The sequence below is a fragment of the Paenibacillus radicibacter genome, assembly GCF_024721995.1.
GTDB classification, from domain to species: Bacteria; Bacillota; Bacilli; order Paenibacillales; family NBRC-103111; genus Paenibacillus_AM; species Paenibacillus_AM radicibacter.
Window position 1 is genome coordinate 673,397 of sequence record NZ_JANQBC010000001.1, and the last position, 18,518, is coordinate 691,914.

Below are 18,518 nucleotides of genomic sequence, written 5' to 3' on the forward strand. Positions count from 1 at the left end.
ATTATGAGACGCTGCGTCCTTGACCATTTCTCTGATCCAAATAGTCTTGATACGTGCGTGTTTCTGTTCTGACTAATTTGTCATTCTCAAAGAGCTCAATCTTAGCGCCTTTTGTTGGTGACAACACAATTTTGATATCCTTGATTTGTGCTTTATTGACCGTCTGTTTATAGACTTCCAATGCAGTATTCTGTGCATCTGTTACAACAATGCGGAAAACAGATTCTTTGCCTTCCTCAGAAGGTTTAAAAGGAAGGGAGACATTCATCGTTCCAGCTTCCTCTGGCAAACCTTCCGATATGATAACTGAGATTTGAGCATCTTTAGGCACATCATCATTCGCTTTGTAAGGGAACTGACTGATGACTTTGCCCATTGCAACCGTATAGCTCTTCTCTTTCTTAATATCACTTTCTTGCAGCGTCAGCCCTTGCTTCGTCAGCTTTGCCTTCGCTTCAGCAATCGTATCTCCAACGAGATTCGGCATCTTCACCGTTTCTTTCCCTTTGGACACGGTAATCTTCACTTCAACTTTAGCAGGATCAAATTCTGTTCCTGCAGCCGGCTCTGTTTTGACAACAGTATCTGGATCTTGATCAATGAAGACTGGTGGGTTTAACTGAATCCGTTTTGGATCAACCCCCAGAGCAACTAATTGTTCAGTTACGTCTTTTATATTGTTCCCTTTGTAATCAGCCATCTTCGGATGTTCAGGACCCGCACCAATGGTAATGGATACACTGGAATTCGCTGTTAGCTTCATATCTTTATCCGGATACTGCAGTACGACTTTGTCTTTCTCTTCTTTCGTACTCACCCTTGTATCAACCTTTGGGTTCAAGGTAAGTTGAGCATCTTTTAACTTAAGCTCCACTTGTTCTTTCGTCAGTCCCATCAGATCAGGCACACTTACTTCTTGAGGTGTTAGTAAACCTCTTACATAATTCACGAGCAAGAACATGCCAGCAAGAACGATAAGCAAAGACACAATCCATACCGTCGGCTTAATCCATGTCTTCTTTTTCTTACGATCAGGCTGGATTTCTTGGATATCATCCTCATCCTCTTCATCATCTGGTATTGGTGAGTATTGTTGAGTGGAACGTATCGCTGGTAAGATGCGCGTACTTTCCTCATCGAGTCCCTCATCACTCCAGAATTGTGCCTTAGGTTCATTACGACGTTCAGGCGACAAACACGTCTCAAGATCACTTAGCATCTGCTTCGCTGACTGATAACGCTCTTCTGGACGTTTACGAAGTGCTTTGAGAATCACATTCTCTACACTTTGTGGAATAAGTGGATTCACAGATCTTGGTGAAGCCACTTCTTCTTGTAAATGCTTCAGTGCCACTGAAATTGGGTTTTCCCCACGGAACGGCAGCTTACCTGTTAGCATTTGGAATAGAACGATACCTAGTGAATACAAATCGGATTTCTCTCCTGCATTCGTTCCTTTAGCATGTTCAGGTGAGAAGTAATGAACGGAGCCAATGACTGACCCTGTTTGTGTGATGGAAGATGACGTCGTCGCACGAGCAATTCCGAAATCCGTTACTTTCACACGTCCATTTCTTCCAATGAGAATATTGTGGGGCTTGATGTCTCGATGAATAATTTCATTATGATGAGCATGATCCAGCGCATCACTTATTTGAGACGCGATTCCAATCGCTTCTTCCACTTGGAGTGGCGCTTTTTCTTTAATAAGATCATTAAGCGTCTTGCCTTCTACATATTCCATCACGATGTAGTACGTATCTTCTTCTTGACCTACATCATAGATGGAGACCACATTTGGGTGAGATAAAGAAGCAGCAGATTGCGCTTCCCTACGAAAACGACGAATAAACTCCTCATCGTGAATGTATTGCTGACGCAATATCTTTATGGCAACTTTACGATGCAACAGTAAATCTTGCGCTTTATATACAAGCGCCATACCGCCGCCACCGATCAGTTCCAGAATCTCATATCTGCCCCCTAAGGTGTGACCGATCATTCACTGTCACCTCGTTTCCATTCGGCATTGTCTATATTGTGCATAAGTACAACAGTGATGTTGTCGTCTCCACCAGCAATTAACGCTTCATGGATCAACTTATCAACAGCTGCCTCTAAGTTAGGCCCATTATGTATAATACGCACTATATCGTCAGATTCAATCATATTGCTTAGACCATCAGAACATAAAAGAATAATTTCTTCAGGATCAAGTTGAATCGTCTTTATATCTGCTTCAATGGTAGCCTCTGTACCTAGTGCCCTTGTAACTACATTACGACGCGGATGGTGGGCAGCTTCCTCAGGGGTTAGCTGCCCGCTCTTCACGAGTTCATTAACAAGAGAGTGGTCTATCGTCAGTTGAGTAATTTCATTACCACGTACACGATATGCCCGAGAGTCACCGATATGTGCGAGAAGAAGTTGATCCTCCGCTGCAAGTGCAACGACTACAGTCGTGCCCATCCCTTGATAGATTTCACGTTCAGATGCATATTGAAAAATGCGCCCATTCGCCGTATTGATGGCAGATAGTACAAGCTTCTCGCGCTCATCGAATGTCATCGATAATGAGATTTGCTGCAATTCTCTCGCAATAAAATCAATTGCCATTTGCGATGCAACATCCCCCGCTTGATGACCACCCATTCCGTCAGCAATAATCGCCAACTCAAATCCATTTAATTGATGTTGAATATAGGCCCGGTCCTCGTTTACTAAACGAACACGTCCAATATCGGTTCGGCTTGCCATTAACATTGTACTATCACCTCGTTATTACTTCTTATCTATATGTTTTGCACGAAGCTGTCCACAAGCTGCTGCAATGTCGCCACCTTGCTCACGACGGATGGTTGTATTGATTTTGTTGCGTTCGAGAATCCGTTGGAAGTTAAAGATATCTTCTCTAGGCGTACGCTTGAAATCACGTTCCGCAACAAAGTTCACCGGAATTAAGTTCACATGACAAAGCGGGAATGTCTTCAAGATTTGAGCAAGTTCTTCTGCATGCTCAGCTTGATCATTAACTTCACCCATTAAGGCATACTCGAATGTAATCCGTCTACCCGTTTTCGCGGTGTAGTACTTACACGCCTCAATTAAATCTTCGAATGGGAAGCGACGATTCACAGGCATAAGCTTGGAGCGAAGCTTGTCATTCGGCGCATGAATAGAGATCGCCAAGTTGACTTGCGTATTTTCATCCGCAAATTTATAAATGTTCGGTACAATTCCTGATGTAGAGACAGTAATATGACGCTGACCAATGTTAAGTCCCTTCGGATGAATCATCACTTTAAGGAAACTCATTGTCGCTTCATAGTTCTCGAATGGTTCGCCAATCCCCATGATTACGATCGAGGATACACGGCCATTCTGACCATCAAGAAGCTGCTGCGCACGAACAACTTGTGCAATAATTTCGCCTGAAGTCAAGTTGCGTTTAAGTCCTGTTAGCGTTGACGCACAGAACGTACAGCCTACACGACATCCGACTTGTGTAGTTACACAAACGGAATGACCATAGCTGTGCTTCATAATAACGGTCTCAATCGCATTCTTGTCCGACAGCTCGAACAAGAACTTCACCGTACCGTCTTTGGATTCGTAGCGTGCAATTTCATTGAGCGTTACAAATTCAAAGCCATGCTCTAACTTTTCACGTAGTGATTTGGACAGGTTCGACATCTGGTCAAACCCAGACACGCGCTTCACATACAACCAGTCAAAAATTTGACCTGCACGAAATGCCGGTTCACCCTGCTCTTTAATCCAACTCTGCCACTCTTCTAACGTATAATCATATACATAAGGTTTCACTTTGATCACAACCTATATCGCTATTTACTTTAAGTTTTGTACAACTTGTAAGCATTTCATCCAACTATTCTATCATAAAAGTGAAAACACAAGAAGAACACGGTATATTCACGTGATTACGCTTGTGATTTAACCAGCTTTGCAATGAAAAATCCATCGGAATGGAATAGATCCGGATTAATGGATAACATCCCTTCCTTCGCACCAGCTTCTAATTCTTTCGGCATGTTCTCAATCGCGATAGAAGTGAGCTTATAGTTCGAATGCTTATCTAAGAATTGAAGAACATTCCCTTCATTCTCATCCTTCTCGATCGTACATGTACTATACACGAGTACTCCACCAGGACGGAGCAAGCCTTGAACCGCTTCAAGCAATTCGCGCTGCAATGCTGCGATTTCCTTGATGTCAGACTCTTTCTTCGCCCATTTCAGATCTGGTTTACGTCGAATTACACCTAGACCCGAACATGGAGCATCAAGCAAGATTCGATCAAATGTTTCGGGTTCAAAGCGGCTTGCGAGTTCACGAGCATCTGTAATCATCGTTCTTACTGCATTCAGACCCAGTCGGTGTGCAGCATCTGCGATTAGCTGCTCCTTGTGCTCATGCACATCGCATGCCCAGACAATACCCTGATCTTGCATTTTCTCTGCCATGTGCGTAGTCTTGCCACCTGGCGCAGCGCAGCAATCCAGCACTTGCATCCCCGGCTTCGGATCAACAACTTCCGCGACGAGCATGGAGCTTTCGTCCTGGACGGTATAACGTCCAGCAGCAAACTCCGCGGTGAGCGCCATGTTGCCAGCGCCGGTGACGATTACACCGGCTGGTGCTAGCGGCGATGAAGTCGCCGCGATGTCCTTGTCTGTGAGGGCGCGAAGCAATTCCTCACGCGAGCCTTGCAGCGTATTGGCGCGAATGGACACGTGCGGAGGCACGTTATTCGCCGCGCAAATGCGCTCAGCTGCATCTGCGCCGAACTGCTTCACCCACCGCTTCACCATCCATAGCGGGTGGGAATGCTCTAGCGCGAGGCGCTGGTCTTTAGGCAGCTCCGCCGGGAGCTGCAGGGTTTCGCGGCTGCGGATGATGTTACGCAGCACGGCATTGACCATGCCGGAGATGCCAGCATGGCCGCGGCGCTTCGCGATGTTCACAGCTTCACTAACAACCGCGTGATCTGGCACGCGCTCTAAATAATGAAGCTGATAAAAACTAAGCCGGAGTAAGCTCTTTACCCACGGCTGCAGTTTCTTCAATCCTTTTGCAACAAACCGTTCCAAGAAGTAATCAATCGTATTCATACGCTGAATCGTGCCGTACACGATTTCGGTTGCAAGCCCTACATCTGCACGCTCTAATTGATTGTCCTTTAACGTTTGATTCAGAAGTAAGTTACTATATGCTTGATCCTGATCAACACCTGTTAACACATGGAGTGCCACTTCACGTGCTGTTAGCTTGCGCGTCTCTTTATGATTCTTATTATTTTTATGACTCACGATTATTTATCCTCATCTTCTGCTAATCTAGATGCCCCAAACACGGCGTTTAACAAGGCTTGATTACCACGAGCAAGTCCGGCCGCTTCCATTGCCTTTTTACCAGCAGGTTGAACTTGCTTCAAGATAATAACCCCATCGCCTGTTTGCACATGAATACCTTGCTCATCCGTATGCAATACCGTACCCGGATTTGCATTTCCAGCTTGTTTATTCTGCACTGGCAATTCACTTGCCCACACTTTAAACACTTCACCGTTAAAGTAAGTGAATGCTCCCGGGAAAGGATTAAGTCCTCGCACTTGATTGAACACACCGCGCGCAGATTTCGTCCAATCGATAAGCTCATTTTCGCGATTAATGTTCGGCGAATAAGTTGCTTCTTCATTGTTCTGTGGTTCAGCTGTGATCCGACCCGCAATCAAGTCCGGCAATGTTGTACGCAGAAGTTCACTTCCTGCAATACTTAATTTATCGAACATTGTTCCTGTTGAATCTTCATCTGAAATTGGAAGCTCGACTTTCGAGATCATATCCCCAGTATCAAGTCCTTCTTCCATATACATGATCGTCACACCCGTTGTCGGATCTCCATTCATAATGGAGTGGTGAATCGGCGCACCGCCGCGGTATTTAGGCAGCAGTGAAGCATGCACGTTAATGCATCCATGTGCAGGTAAGTCCAACACCGATTTAGGTAAAATTTGACCATAAGCAGCCGTCACGATCAAGTCAGGTGCAAATTCACGCATAACTTCAACCGCTTCTGGTTTACGCAGTCGCTCGGGTTGAAACACTGGAATTCCGTGCGCCTCAGCAGCAACCTTCACTGGAGGAGGTGTGAGCACACGCTTACGGCCTTTCGGTCGGTCCGGTTGTGTAACGACAGCAACGACATTGTAACCTTCTTCAATTAGCACGTTAAGGGACGGCACGGAAAATTCCGGCGTCCCCATGAATACGATTCTCATTATTTTTGATTACCACCTTCGTCATCTTGCCCTGGGCGGTACATGCGAAGTGCTAAATCTGTAAACAGCACCCCATTCAGATGGTCAAGCTCATGCATCATGCAGCGTGCAAGAAACTCTTCCCCTTCAATTTCAAACCATTCACCGTTACGATCTTGTGCTTTGAGTCTTACTAGCATTGGGCGCTTAACTGTACCCTCTAGACCTTGAATACTAAGACAGCCCTCAGGACCGATTTGCTCGCCGTCTTGTGCAATGATCTCAGGATTCACAAGTTCGATCAGACCCCCATATTCTTCACCGCAGTCCATGACAACTACACGCTTGGATATAGCAACTTGTGGCGCTGCTAAACCTACGCCTGGTGCATCGTACATGGTATCTGCCATATCATCTAGAAGTTTATGCAAGTTTTTATTAAAGTTCCTCACTGTAATCGCTTTTTCACGTAGTACCGGATCTGGTTCTTGTACGATCATACGAATCGCCATTGTATACACCGTCCTATTCATTTATATCTCAATAATTTTACATTAAAAATTGCGGATCAACATCAACCGAAACAAGCAATTTTGCTTTGGAAAATGGCTCTTCGAACGTCTCCACCACTTGTGCAACAAGCTCGGATGCGAGCGAACCCTCCCAGTATTTTACCATGCATTGAAATCGATATCTATCCTTGATTCTAGCAAGCGGCGATGCAACAGGTCCTAGAACAGACAGCACTTCATGCACTCCTTGTGGCGATCCATAAATAGCTCCACCCTCATGTCCCGCGCGCATCTCTGCCAGTCTCGCTACTTTACGAAGCTCAGCTACGAATGCCTCAGCACAACGAATTAAGGGTTGTACTTCTTGATGAGAGAATGTAATCAGCATCATCTTACTGTAAGGCGGATAGCCCCGCTCACCACGTACCGACAGCTCTGTTCTTGCAAATGCACCATAATCATGCTCACTTGAAGCAGTTACGGCATAATGCTCAGGCATATACGTCTGGACATATACTTCACCTGGTAATACATGACGACCTGCGCGTCCCGCGACTTGAGTTAGTAATTGGAACGTTCGCTCTGCGGAACGGAAATCAGGTAATCCCAACACGGTATCTGCTGCGATTACGCCAACCAATGTCACATTCGGGAAATCCAGTCCCTTCGCAACCATCTGCGTCCCTAACAGCACATCTGCTTGTTGATTACGGAAGCGAGTTAACAACTTCTCGTGCGAACCCTTCTCTGTCGTCGTATCCACATCCATTCGGATGACTCGAATACCTGGGAACAGCTTCACTAATTCCTCTTCCACCCGCTGTGTTCCTGTTCCAAAATGTCGGATATGCTCTGAACTACAGCTTGGACATACTTTCGGTTCACGCTCCGCATACCCACAATAGTGGCATCGCATCATATGGGAAGTCTGATGATAAGTCAATGATATATCACAATGCGGACATTGCCCTACATATCCACAGCCTCGACACATGACAAACGTTGCATACCCCCTGCGATTGAGCAGGAATATCGATTGTTCATTTTTTCTCAACCGATCTAATAACGCTTGATAGAGCCCCGAACTAAACATCGAACGATTGCCATTCTTCAATTCCTCACGCATATCGACAATGTGCACTTCAGGTAGTGATCCACCACTCGCACGCTTATTCATCGTCAGCAGTTCATATCGACCTGTTCCATCAGCACGGTACAACGTCTCATGAATACTTTCAAGTGAAGGGGTCGCCGAACCAAGTATAACGACGCCTTGACTCAGCATCGCACGTTTAATGGCTACATCACGCGCATGATACTTTGGCGTTTCTTCCTGCTTATAAGATGTCTCATGCTCTTCATCAATAATAATCAAGCCCACATTTTTAAAAGGAGCAAATACTGCCGACCTGGCACCAATCGCAACCTTAACGGTACCTCGTGTAATTTTGCGCCACTCATCATAACGTTCCCCGTGGGACAAACGAGAGTGAAGAACAGCAACTAAGTCACCGAAACGACCTTTGAATCGCTCCACCATTTGTGGTGTCAGTGAAATCTCAGGTACTAACACAATCGCTTCGCGTCCCAAATCTAAGCAATGTTGAATCGTCTGCAAATACACTTCCGTCTTTCCGCTTCCCGTCACACCATGCAGAAGGAACGTCTGATGTGAGCTTGTATCGAGAGAAGATCGAATCGCTTCATAAGCAATTTGCTGTTCATCCCGCAGGTCTAACGGTTCTGTACGCTTGAAATCTCGATCTGCATAAGGATCACGCAGCACTTCCATCTCACGAAGTTCAACGAATCCTTTACTTGCGAGCGACTTTACTGCACCACTGCTGCCTGGAATATGTGTATTAAGCTCTGTAACCGCAATCGGCTGCATATGTTCAGCAAGGTAAAGCAGTACTTCCTTCTGCTTCACAGCTTGACCCGACAACTTAGCAGCTGCTTCAACCAGTTCATCTTCCGTTAGCAATGGAAATACAGTTAATCTTGTTTTGACAGATAGACGGTCCTTGACCGATTGCACTTCTTCCAGAACACCTTCTGCTAGCATCGACTTAATATCTGCCGCGCTTTGCGGGAATTTTTGCAACACATTGTCCAGCGTGTCCTTACCCTTTTTTTGTAAATACTGAATGATTTCATCCCGATCGAAAAAAGGTAATAACCCACCCCGTGCATAATCTGCTTGCCCACCCGAATAAGCCGCAACTAGCCCCTTGCTCGCATCTTCACCCACTTGATTACTCACGACAAGATAACGCTCCGACTTCGCTTTCAAAGCACTCGGTACCATAACGGAGAGCGCAGCGGCTTCCCGGCATAGGTACTTCGTACTCATCCAATACCCTAACTTCACAAGCTCCTCCGTCAAAGGAGGCTCCATATCTAAAATCCGACGAATCGGCTTCATTTTCTTCACATTATAGTCCGCATGTAACCCTACTTCTACAACATATCCCTGAAGCACACGAGGACCAAAAGGCACTTCAACCCGAGATCCTACTTCCACGACTGAAAGCAGATCATCAGGTACAATATAGTCAAATCCACGACTCGTCCCTTTTGCGGGAACGTCGACTATGACTTTAGCAAACATTAATTTTCCTCCGATGAAGGTTTCGATTCTAAACGCAGAGCCACAATTTGCAGCAGTCGACGTGCCATATCCTGCTTGCTTTGCAAGGGTAGCTCTTCAACGACACCATTCGCATCAAACACTTTAGCAATATTCGTATCCACACCAAAGCCTGCGCCTTCTTGCGACACATCATTGGCAACGAGTAAATCGCAATTTTTACGCTTAAGCTTGTCCTGCGCATAGGCATCGAGATTATTCGTCTCTGCTGCAAACCCCACGACGAACTGCGTAGTTTTACGTTCACCTAGCGTTTGTAGAATGTCAGGGGTTTTTACTAAACGAATTACCCACTCATCTTCTTTTTTCTTCATCTTATGATCAAGCTGCTCAACCGGTCGGTAGTCCGATACAGCGGCAGACTTAAATACGACATCTAAAGTATCAAATCGAGCGAGCACCGCATCCATCATATCTTGTGCAGAATTCACTTTCACGAATTTCACACCGTCTGGCACTGGTAAATTCGTCTGCGCTGACACAAGTGTCACTTCCGCTCCTGCACGATATGCTTCGCCCGCGATTGCGTAGCCCATTTTACCAGAAGAGTCATTCGAAATATAACGAACAGGGTCGATACGTTCAATCGTCCCACCTGCTGTTACAAGCACTTTCTTACCTTTTAACAACTGCTTCTCATGAAAAAAAGAGTGAATTCCGATCATGATTTCTTCGGGTTCAGCAAGTCTACCTTTGCCCACATAACCACATGCAAGTTGTCCAACGCCTGGCTCTACGAAACGGATACCACGCTCGCGAAGAGTTTGCATATTCGCCCGTGTCGCTGGATGATCATACATATGCACATTCATTGCCGGAGCAACCATGACCGGTGCCATAGTTGCAAGCAAAGTCGTTGATAACATGTCATCCGCAAGTCCATGTGCCATCTTAGCAATAATATTCGCCGTAGCAGGCGCTACGATGAATAAATCTGCTCGATCAGCTAAGTCAATGTGCGAAATTTGCGAAGGGTCTTGCTCATCAAATGTATCGGTGAACACCAAGCTTCGAGACAAAGATTGAAACGTTAAGGGAGTAACAAATTTAGTTGCTCCTTCGGTCATGATCACATGGACACTTGCTCCTGCTTGCTTAAGCTTGGAACATAAAGCCGCTGCTTTAAATGCTGCAATTCCACCAGTAACGCCAAGTACAATCGTTTTCCCCTTCAACATGGCAGACGCCCCTTTCAATTCAGAAAAAAATAACAACCACAAGGGTTGTTGTATGGTCGTACTACATATTTTCTCTAGTCTCTGCTTAGAAATGTGTCAGTCGATGCGGATCGACTATTGAAATTTTTTCACAATCTCAGGCATTTCAATTTTTTCATAACCGATATATTCACCGTACAATTCCTCTAAAGCTGCACCCACTTGTTTGTGAGCTTTTGGTGTACGAAGATCTGTTCTTGCTCCTTCACGAAGCATGCGAGCACGTTTAGCCGCAGCTACAGCTAGTGAATACTTGGAGTCTACTTTCAACAACAACTTATCGATTGACGGATATAACATTACTTCACCTCACCTATCCAATGCATTAGTTTCGGAAATACACGTTCTCTCTTACAATGCTCAGCATCAAGGATCGCCTTGATCTTGTTGCCAGCTGTTTCTACATGATCGTTCACAATCGCATAATCGTAATGTTCCATCATCCGCATTTCTTCCACTGCAACAGACATTCTGCTACGAATGGACTCATCAGATTCAGTACCACGAGATACGATACGATTTTCCAATTCATTTAGTGACGGAGGAAGCAAGAAAATAAAGACACCTTCTTGGAACTTCTGCTTCACTTGGAGAGCACCTTGAACTTCAATTTCAAGAATAACATCTTTCCCGCTGCGCAGTGTATCCTCAACAAATTGGCGAGGTGTACCGTAGAAGTTACCTACATATTCTGCCCATTCCAATACTTCATCATTGGCAATCATGGACTTGAATTGTTCATGTGATTTGAAGAAATAATTAACCCCATCCACTTCACCTTGACGCGCAGTGCGTGTTGTAGCGGAAACTGAATAAACCAGCTCAGGGGATGATTTACGCAAACTTGTACATACCGTACCTTTACCTACTCCAGATGGGCCAGACAGTACGATCAAAATGCCTCTTTCACGTTCCAACGTATTGGTATTACTCGTCATGATCATCGTCCTTATTTGAAAGTCGGTGTGCAACAGTTTCAGGTTGAACAGCAGACAAGATCACATGATCAGAGTCTGTAATAATGACAGCACGGGTTCTTCTTCCGTACGTTGCATCTATCAGCATGTGCCGATCTCTGGCTTCCTGAATAATTCTTTTAATCGGTGCGGATTCTGGTGAAACAATCGAAATAATACGATTGGCCGACACGATGTTTCCGAAGCCGATATTGATGAGTTTAATCGCCATACAACGTCCTCCTCGTGAGAGAGAATTCTCTAACTCACTCGATATTCTGAATTTGTTCACGCATTTTCTCAAGTTCGGCCTTCATGTTGATGACCTTTTCTGCAAGCTCAGCATGATTTGCTTTGGAACCAATCGTATTGACTTCCCGGTTCATCTCCTGAATGAGAAAATCGAGTTTGCGTCCAATTGGCTCTGCAGACTGCAGCAGACTTCGAAAATGCTCAAAGTGGCAGCTGAGTCTAGTTAATTCTTCTTCAATCGAGCAGCGGTCGGCAAACAGCGCAATCTCCGTAGCTAGACGACTCTCATCAACGAGTCCAGCGTCTCCGACAAGATCTTGCACTCTTTGTCTGAGCTTAACCGCGTACTCCGTAACAACATGCGGTGCAAATGATGAACCTTCTTGATGCATGTTCTCTAATCGACTTAATCGGTCTTCAAGATCGCGAGTCAAAAATTGCCCTTCTCGCTCCCTCATAAACAATAAACTTTGGAGTGCTTCGCGTAAACAAGTGATTAATGTTTCTTCCATTTCAGCAACTTGTTCATCTCGTTCTTCCTTCATTTCCATAATACCTGGTAGATGAAGAACATCGGTTAGACTTACACTATTCGCAATGTTATAACGCTGCTTCAATTGTTCCGAAGCTTGCATAAAACCGTCAGCTAAATCCCAGTTCACAGATACAGATTTCGCACTTCCAGCTGCACGTTCTATCGTTACGAACAGATCAATCCGACCACGCTTAACAAAGCTCGTCGTCAGTTTACGCATCGGTTCTTCGAACATTGCCCAATCCTTGGGCAAGCGAACAGATACTTCGCAGTACCTGTGGTTAACGGATTTCACATCGATAAATACCGTGTATCCGCCAGCAGACAATTTGGCTTGTCCGAATCCAGTCATACTACGAATCATTACATCACATCCATTATGTTATTGTAATTCATTTTGCAATGCGGTACAAGTGGTACGCGAACAGGCGTTTTACCGCTCTGCTCGCTCCCATACATACTTGGTCAATTCTACACTCATTTCATAATTCAAGAATGGCGTAATTAAGTAGATGCCATTAAAGTACTTCATCGCCGTATCCAGCAATTCTTTGGCAATATCAACGCCGATTTTACGTCCTTCTACCCCTTCAGTACCTGCCATCCGCGCGCGTACTTCATCTGATAGTTGAATACCAGGCACCTCATTGTGCAAGTATTCCGCATTACGGCCACTAGCAAGTGGCATAATTCCGATAAAGATTGGGACATTTAAATGTTTAGTCATTTCATACATACGTTCAATTAATTGATTATCGTATACGGGCTGCGTCATGACATAATCAGCACCTGCTGCGATTTTCTTCTCCAAACGCTGCACTGCTTTGTCTAGATGTTTTACATTCGGGTTAAACGCAGTACCAATGACGAAATTCGCTTTACGCTTTAGTGGTTTACCCGAGAATGCAATGCCTTCATTTAACTGCTTGATCATTCGGATAATTTCGAATGAAGTTAAATCATAAACCGAACTTGCCCCTGGCAAATCACCGAATCGAGCTGGATCACCTGTCACGGCAAGGACATGATCAATGCCTAAAGCATGCAGTCCCATTAGGTGAGATTGGGTACCGATCATATTACGATCACGGCAAGCAATATGGATCAGTGAACGTGCATTGTACTGTGCTTGAACAAGATGACCGAGTGCCATATTGCTCATTCGAGTAACCGCTAGTGAATTATCTGCCATAGTGATCGCATCTGCCCCAGCTAAGTGTAAAGCTTCAGAACCTTTCATAAACTTATGAATGTCCAAATCTTTCGGAGGATCCAGCTCCACGATAACCGTATGTCTCTCACGTACCAATTCTAGCAAACTCGGACGGATCGCTTCACCGCTTCCATCCACACTTACTTTACCTGCATTTCCCGTTACATCAGAGTCAATGGGAGTTGCAGTTGGTGGAGTTACAACAGCATGTGTTGCCGTCGTTTGTGCACGATTTGCTTCGATATCATATCCGTTTAATACTTTGGCAATCGCCGCTACGTGCTCTGGCGTCGTTCCACAGCAACCACCGATCAAATGTGCACCAAGACTTGCAAAGCGCAAGCAACTTTCAGCAAAATATTCCGGTGTCGCAGCAAATGTTACGCGATCATCAACAAAGTCTGGTAAACCGGCGTTCGGGAATGAAGAGAAAGGTACACCATTAGGAGCTTGAATCTGCTCCATCGTCTTCAAGATGCCATGCGGACCACTGCGGCAGTTAAAACCGATAACATCAGCTCCAGCAGCAGCTAATCGGTCAAACGCTTCTTGTAGCGGTACACCATCATGTGTTGTTAGTGTTCCCTCTACAGCGAATTGGCAAACTACGGGAAGATCCGTTACATCACGAACTAATTTGAGTGCCAATTCTAACTCTTCTAAATCGAAGAAAGTTTCTAATATAAACCCATCTACGTCTGCCGATAATAGAGCAGCAATCTGTTCTCTCAAGGCAAACTCAACTTGTTCAGTCTCTACATTGTTACGCTTCGCTGCACGAATTGAACCTACTGCCCCAACAACATAAGCATCACTGCCAACCGCTTTGCGAGCAATCTCAACCCCGGCACGATTAATTGCATCTACTTCGCCTTCCAAGCCAAATTTCGATAGTTTCTCACGATTCGCAGAGAACGTGTTCGTCTCTATAAACCTGGCACCTGCTTCATAATACCTGCGATGCACATCTGCAATGACATCTGGATGAATTAAATTTAATTCCTCATACGAAATACCTACTGGGAACCCTTGTCCGTATAACAAAGTTCCCATTGCTCCGTCCCCTACTAACACGCTCGTCTTCAGTGCTGTACGTAAATCCGGTTTCATCGTCATCCCTCACCTATCTCTATTTATAAGCTGAGATTGCCTGTATATACAATCTCAGCTGGTCCTGTCATATACACATGATTATCTTCTTCATTCCATTGGATCAAGAGCTCGCCGCCTTTAAGAGCGACTGTTGCGATGCGATCTGTGAATCCGTTTAGCACCGATGCTACAAGAGTTGCACATGCACCAGTCCCGCAAGCGAGTGTTGGTCCTGCTCCTCGTTCCCACACACGCATATCCACATAATCACGAGAGCGTACAGTCGCGAACTCGGCATTTACCTTTTTTGGGAAAACGGGATGGGTTTCTACAAGTGGCCCCCAAGTTGCTAATTCGAAATTAATTGCATCCTCCACATAAATGACGCAGTGCGGATTACCCATCGATAATGCTGTCATATGAAACGCTCTACCCGCTACTTCAATCTGTTCATGAATGACGGGATTCGAATCGATCGTCGTAGGAATCTGCAAACCTTCTAATATCGGTGCACCCATATCCACTTGAACTAGTTTGGCAACACCATTTGCTGCCGTTACATTTACTTTCTGAACGCCAGCTCCAATGGTTTCAATCGTTAATTCTTCTGACTCTACCATCTTGTGATCGTAAATATATTTCGCAACACAGCGAATCGCATTGCCGCATTGTTCAGCTTCTGAACCATCTGAATTGATAATTCGCATCTGATAACTTGCATTTATAGAAGGTAGAATGAAAACAAGCCCGTCCGCCCCGATTCCAAAATTACGATCACATAGCTTTATAGCCATTTGAGCCGCATTTGAAGGCAAGCTTGCTTCTCCACTTACGATAATAAAGTCATTTCCAAGACCATGCATTTTCGTAAATTTCATATGGGAATTTCCTCTCTCACTTACTTTTAGCAAATATCATACCTGAAAATGCCCCCTGTGCATAGAGATATTGTGGAAGTCTCATGACACTTTGTATCAGAATCAAAAAACCGTGCGATCGCCTATTGAGTCAGCAAATCACACGGTTCATGACCTTATCGATAGCTCGGTTTCGTTCCGAAATTCTTCTTGTCCGTCTTCTTCGGTGTCCGTAAAACCGACCCAATCCCCATTAAGAAAGTCGGAATTCCTGCACAGACAAACACTAAGCACCAGTCACGGAAGCCAATTGGTACCGTTTTGAAGATCGGTTGCAAGCTTGGTACATACATCACGGCAAGCATTAGGAGCAAGGATGACAACACAGCAAGTACAAGCACTTTATTCTGTAAAATGTTACGGTGGAAAATCGACCTGGAGGAGCGACAATCAAACACATGGATGAGCTGTGCCATGACGAGTGTTGCAAAAGCAACGCTTTGTGCACGCACAAGATTGACACTTGAACCTGGATGCTCTTGCAGTACCAGATAGAAAGCCGCAATCGTACAAATACCGATCAAGAAACCTCTAGATAATATTTTCCAACCTAAACGACGTGCAAAAATATTTTCTTTAGCAGGACGCGGACTTTGCTGCATCAAATCCTTCTCTGCTTGATCGACGCCAAGTGCCATCGCAGGTAATCCATCTGTAACGAGGTTCACCCATAAGATTTGAATCGGAACGAGTGGCAATGGTAATCCAGCAATCATTGCAATGAACATCGTGAGAATCTCGCCTACATTCGACGCTAGCAAGTATCGAATAAACTTACGAATATTTTCATAAATACCACGACCCTCTTCAATTGCAGATACAATCGTAGAGAAATTATCATCACTCAGTACAAGAGCGGAGGCTTCTTTCGTCACGTCCGTACCGGAAATCCCCATTGCTATCCCGATGTCGGCTGCTTTAATGGCGGGAGCATCATTCACTCCATCACCCGTCATGGCAACAACGTGACCTTTACGCTGCAAACTTTTGACGATCCGCAGTTTATGTTCTGGCGACACGCGAGCGAATACGTAGACTTCATCCACCCTTGCATCTAACTGCTCATCACTAAGTGTAGACAATTCAACTCCACTAAGGACGAGTCCACCGGTTTGCGGGATCATGCCTAATGTCCGTGCGATGGCTTCAGCCGTAGTCTGGTGATCGCCTGTGATCATCACCGTCTTAATGCCTGCTTTACGACACTTGGAAATTGCCTCTCGCACTTCTTTACGTGGCGGGTCAATCATTCCCGTTAATCCGACGAATACCAGATTGTTCTCCACATCATCTTCATCTTCTGCTCGATCTGCTACTTTCAAATCTCGATACGCTAAACCTAGAACACGAAGTGCGCTACGTGCCATACCTTCATTCGCAGACATCACTTTCGCTTTTAATGTCGGAGTGAAAGGTATCACTTTATTGTCCCATAAGACATAAGAACACTGTGCAAGCAACATATCTGGAGCACCTTTGGTATAAACAGAACGTCCAGATGAAGAAGATACCACCGTTGACATCCGTTTCCTTTCGGAATCGAATGGGAACTCCTTAACACGCTGATACATCTTATCTAACAATTGCCTGGTGACGCCTTCCTTCGCACCAAGCACAACAAGAGCTCCTTCCGTCGGATCTCCCTTGATCTGCCACTGTGGTCCTTCATCCTTACCTTTCTTGCGCTTCGGATCTTGCGGTTCTTCATACAATACCGCATTACTACACAACACTCCGATTTGCAACAATTGACGCAATGTCTCATTCTTAGCAGGTTCAATGATCATGCCTTCTCGATATATTTTTCCAAAAGGTGTATAGCCATCTCCTGTCACTTCAAGGGTTTGTCCGCTAACCCAAAGGTGGGTGACTGTCATCTTGTTCTGTGTGAGGGTACCTGTCTTATCTGAACAAATGACAGACGCACAGCCTAGTGTTTCAACAGATGGTAACTTACGCACTATAGCTTTACGCTTAATCATTCGCTGTACACCAAGTGCAAGCGCAATGGTCACAATTGCCGGTAAACCTTCAGGTATTGCTGCTACAGCTAGTGAAACACCAGCTAAGAACATCCCATATGGAGGTTGTCCATGAATAATTCCTGCCACAACGACGACGACTGTTAAGGCAATGGAGACGACGATCAATATTTTCCCAAGTTGTTCCAAACGATGTTGTAGTGGGGTCTCCTGACTTTCTGTGCTCTGGATCAAATTCGCAATCTTACCCATTTCAGTTTCCATACCCGTTCGTATGACAACTGCTTTACCAGTACCTCGTGTGATAAGCGTCCCCATGAAACCAAGATTATGCTGATCACCAAGCGAAATCTCACCTTCACGCAGGATATCCGGCATTTTATTAACAGGTACAGATTCACCCGTTAGAGCGGATTCCTCTGCATAGAGCGAATTTGCTTCTAAGAACCGCACATCAGCAGGAATGCGATCCCCGCTCTCAAGCATAATAATATCTCCTGGCACAAGTTCTTTCGCAGGGATTTGATGCAGTGTACCACCACGAATGACCTTCGTAGACGGAGCCGTTAGCTCCTTCAATGCACGAAGAGATCGCTCAGCGCGGAATTCTTGAATGAATCCAAGCACCCCATTTATAATGATGATAGCGACAATTGTTATCGCGTCCATATATTCACCGAGCAAACCTGAGATTAAGGTTGCCGCCATTAAGATGAGCACCATAAAGTCTTTAAATTGGTTTAAAAATAAAGTGATCGGCGATACAGTCGGTCCTTCTGACAGCTCATTATAACCCGCTTCTTCTCGACGACCCTTTGCTTCTTCCCACTCTAAACCTTTGTGAGGATCAACTTTACTGACTCGCAGAACCTCCTCTGCGGTTAATTGATACCACTCTTTCTGACTCATTCC

General features: G+C 45.1%; 15 protein-coding genes. All 15 read right to left on the reverse strand.

Annotated elements, in window-relative coordinates:
* Position 1: 1 nt before the first annotated feature.
* The 15 genes from pknB to NV379_RS03550 all read right to left on the reverse strand — a co-directional run bounded on the left by pknB (position 2) and on the right by NV379_RS03550 (position 18,515).
* On the reverse strand, positions 2-2,002 hold the full coding sequence (gene pknB, locus NV379_RS03480; RefSeq protein ID WP_258205871.1) for a Stk1 family PASTA domain-containing Ser/Thr kinase: 2,001 nt from the start codon (positions 2,000-2,002) through the stop codon (positions 2-4).
* The gene (locus tag NV379_RS03485; protein ID WP_258205872.1) at positions 1,999-2,763 is read right to left on the reverse strand and encodes a Stp1/IreP family PP2C-type Ser/Thr phosphatase; all 765 of its coding nucleotides are present in this window, start codon (positions 2,761-2,763) and stop codon (positions 1,999-2,001) included. The genes pknB and NV379_RS03485 overlap by 4 nt, the downstream gene beginning before the upstream one ends.
* An 18-nt stretch (positions 2,764-2,781) precedes the next feature.
* The gene (rlmN, locus tag NV379_RS03490) at positions 2,782-3,825 is read right to left on the reverse strand and encodes a dual-specificity RNA methyltransferase RlmN (protein WP_258206205.1); all 1,044 of its coding nucleotides are present in this window, start codon (positions 3,823-3,825) and stop codon (positions 2,782-2,784) included.
* Between the two features lie 116 nt (positions 3,826-3,941).
* Positions 3,942-5,330, reverse strand: coding sequence for a 16S rRNA (cytosine(967)-C(5))-methyltransferase RsmB (gene rsmB, locus NV379_RS03495; protein WP_258205873.1), 1,389 nt, complete (start codon positions 5,328-5,330; stop codon positions 3,942-3,944).
* 2 nt (positions 5,331-5,332) lie between these two features.
* Positions 5,333-6,301 carry a methionyl-tRNA formyltransferase gene (gene fmt / locus NV379_RS03500; RefSeq protein WP_258205874.1) on the reverse strand — a complete coding sequence of 323 codons (969 nt, stop codon included), beginning with the start codon at positions 6,299-6,301 and terminating at the stop codon, positions 5,333-5,335.
* Positions 6,301-6,792: a peptide deformylase gene (gene def, locus NV379_RS03505; protein WP_258205875.1), complete on the reverse strand. Its 492-nt coding sequence runs from the start codon at positions 6,790-6,792 to the stop codon at positions 6,301-6,303. The genes fmt and def overlap by 1 nt, the downstream gene beginning before the upstream one ends.
* 37 nt (positions 6,793-6,829) lie before the next feature.
* A complete protein-coding gene (gene priA, locus NV379_RS03510; RefSeq protein ID WP_258205876.1) occupies positions 6,830-9,403 on the reverse strand; it encodes a primosomal protein N' in 2,574 nt (857 codons plus the stop codon).
* On the reverse strand, positions 9,403-10,620 hold the full coding sequence (gene coaBC, locus NV379_RS03515; protein WP_258205877.1) for a bifunctional phosphopantothenoylcysteine decarboxylase/phosphopantothenate--cysteine ligase CoaBC: 1,218 nt from the start codon (positions 10,618-10,620) through the stop codon (positions 9,403-9,405). Before coaBC ends, priA begins: the two co-directional genes overlap by 1 nt.
* Positions 10,621-10,734: 114 nt before the next feature.
* The gene (gene rpoZ, locus NV379_RS03520; RefSeq protein ID WP_258205878.1) at positions 10,735-10,959 is read right to left on the reverse strand and encodes a DNA-directed RNA polymerase subunit omega; all 225 of its coding nucleotides are present in this window, start codon (positions 10,957-10,959) and stop codon (positions 10,735-10,737) included.
* Positions 10,959-11,597, reverse strand: coding sequence for a guanylate kinase (gene gmk, locus NV379_RS03525; RefSeq protein ID WP_258205879.1), 639 nt, complete (start codon positions 11,595-11,597; stop codon positions 10,959-10,961). The genes rpoZ and gmk overlap by 1 nt, the downstream gene beginning before the upstream one ends.
* Positions 11,587-11,847, reverse strand: coding sequence for an extracellular matrix/biofilm regulator RemA (remA, locus tag NV379_RS03530; protein WP_009672664.1), 261 nt, complete (start codon positions 11,845-11,847; stop codon positions 11,587-11,589). The genes gmk and remA overlap by 11 nt, the downstream gene beginning before the upstream one ends.
* Before the next feature lie 34 nt (positions 11,848-11,881).
* Positions 11,882-12,766 (reverse strand): YicC/YloC family endoribonuclease, encoded by an 885-nt coding sequence (locus tag NV379_RS03535; protein WP_258205880.1) that lies wholly within the window; start codon positions 12,764-12,766, stop codon positions 11,882-11,884.
* Between the two features lie 69 nt (positions 12,767-12,835).
* Complete coding sequence (locus tag NV379_RS03540) at positions 12,836-14,725, reverse strand: bifunctional homocysteine S-methyltransferase/methylenetetrahydrofolate reductase (RefSeq protein ID WP_258205881.1); 1,890 nt, start codon at positions 14,723-14,725, stop codon at positions 12,836-12,838.
* A gap of 23 nt (positions 14,726-14,748) precedes the next feature.
* Positions 14,749-15,585 (reverse strand): diaminopimelate epimerase, encoded by an 837-nt coding sequence (gene dapF / locus NV379_RS03545; protein ID WP_258205882.1) that lies wholly within the window; start codon positions 15,583-15,585, stop codon positions 14,749-14,751.
* Positions 15,586-15,740: 155 nt separating this feature from the next.
* Positions 15,741-18,515: a calcium-translocating P-type ATPase, SERCA-type gene (locus tag NV379_RS03550; protein WP_258205883.1), complete on the reverse strand. Its 2,775-nt coding sequence runs from the start codon at positions 18,513-18,515 to the stop codon at positions 15,741-15,743.
* Between the last annotated feature and the right edge of the window lie 3 nt (positions 18,516-18,518).

Excerpts from the sequence above, each read along its gene's own strand:
- pknB (WP_258205871.1), bottom strand. The coding sequence starts at position 2,002 with ATGATCGGTCACACCTTAGGGGGCAGATATGAGATTCTGGAACTGATC.
- NV379_RS03485 (WP_258205872.1), bottom strand. The coding sequence starts at position 2,763 with ATGTTAATGGCAAGCCGAACCGATATTGGACGTGTTCGTTTAGTAAAC.
- fmt (WP_258205874.1), bottom strand. The coding sequence starts at position 6,301 with ATGAGAATCGTATTCATGGGGACGCCGGAATTTTCCGTGCCGTCCCTT.
- def (WP_258205875.1), bottom strand. The coding sequence starts at position 6,792 with ATGGCGATTCGTATGATCGTACAAGAACCAGATCCGGTACTACGTGAA.
- priA (WP_258205876.1), bottom strand. The coding sequence starts at position 9,403 with ATGTTTGCTAAAGTCATAGTCGACGTTCCCGCAAAAGGGACGAGTCGT.
- coaBC (WP_258205877.1), bottom strand. The coding sequence starts at position 10,620 with ATGTTGAAGGGGAAAACGATTGTACTTGGCGTTACTGGTGGAATTGCA.
- rpoZ (WP_258205878.1), bottom strand. The coding sequence starts at position 10,959 with ATGTTATATCCGTCAATCGATAAGTTGTTGTTGAAAGTAGACTCCAAG.
- gmk (WP_258205879.1), bottom strand. The coding sequence starts at position 11,597 with ATGACGAGTAATACCAATACGTTGGAACGTGAAAGAGGCATTTTGATC.
- remA (WP_009672664.1), bottom strand. The coding sequence starts at position 11,847 with ATGGCGATTAAACTCATCAATATCGGCTTCGGAAACATCGTGTCGGCC.
- NV379_RS03535 (WP_258205880.1), bottom strand. The coding sequence starts at position 12,766 with ATGATTCGTAGTATGACTGGATTCGGACAAGCCAAATTGTCTGCTGGC.
- NV379_RS03540 (WP_258205881.1), bottom strand. The coding sequence starts at position 14,725 with ATGAAACCGGATTTACGTACAGCACTGAAGACGAGCGTGTTAGTAGGG.
- dapF (WP_258205882.1), bottom strand. The coding sequence starts at position 15,585 with ATGAAATTTACGAAAATGCATGGTCTTGGAAATGACTTTATTATCGTA.
- NV379_RS03550 (WP_258205883.1), bottom strand. The coding sequence starts at position 18,515 with ATGAGTCAGAAAGAGTGGTATCAATTAACCGCAGAGGAGGTTCTGCGA.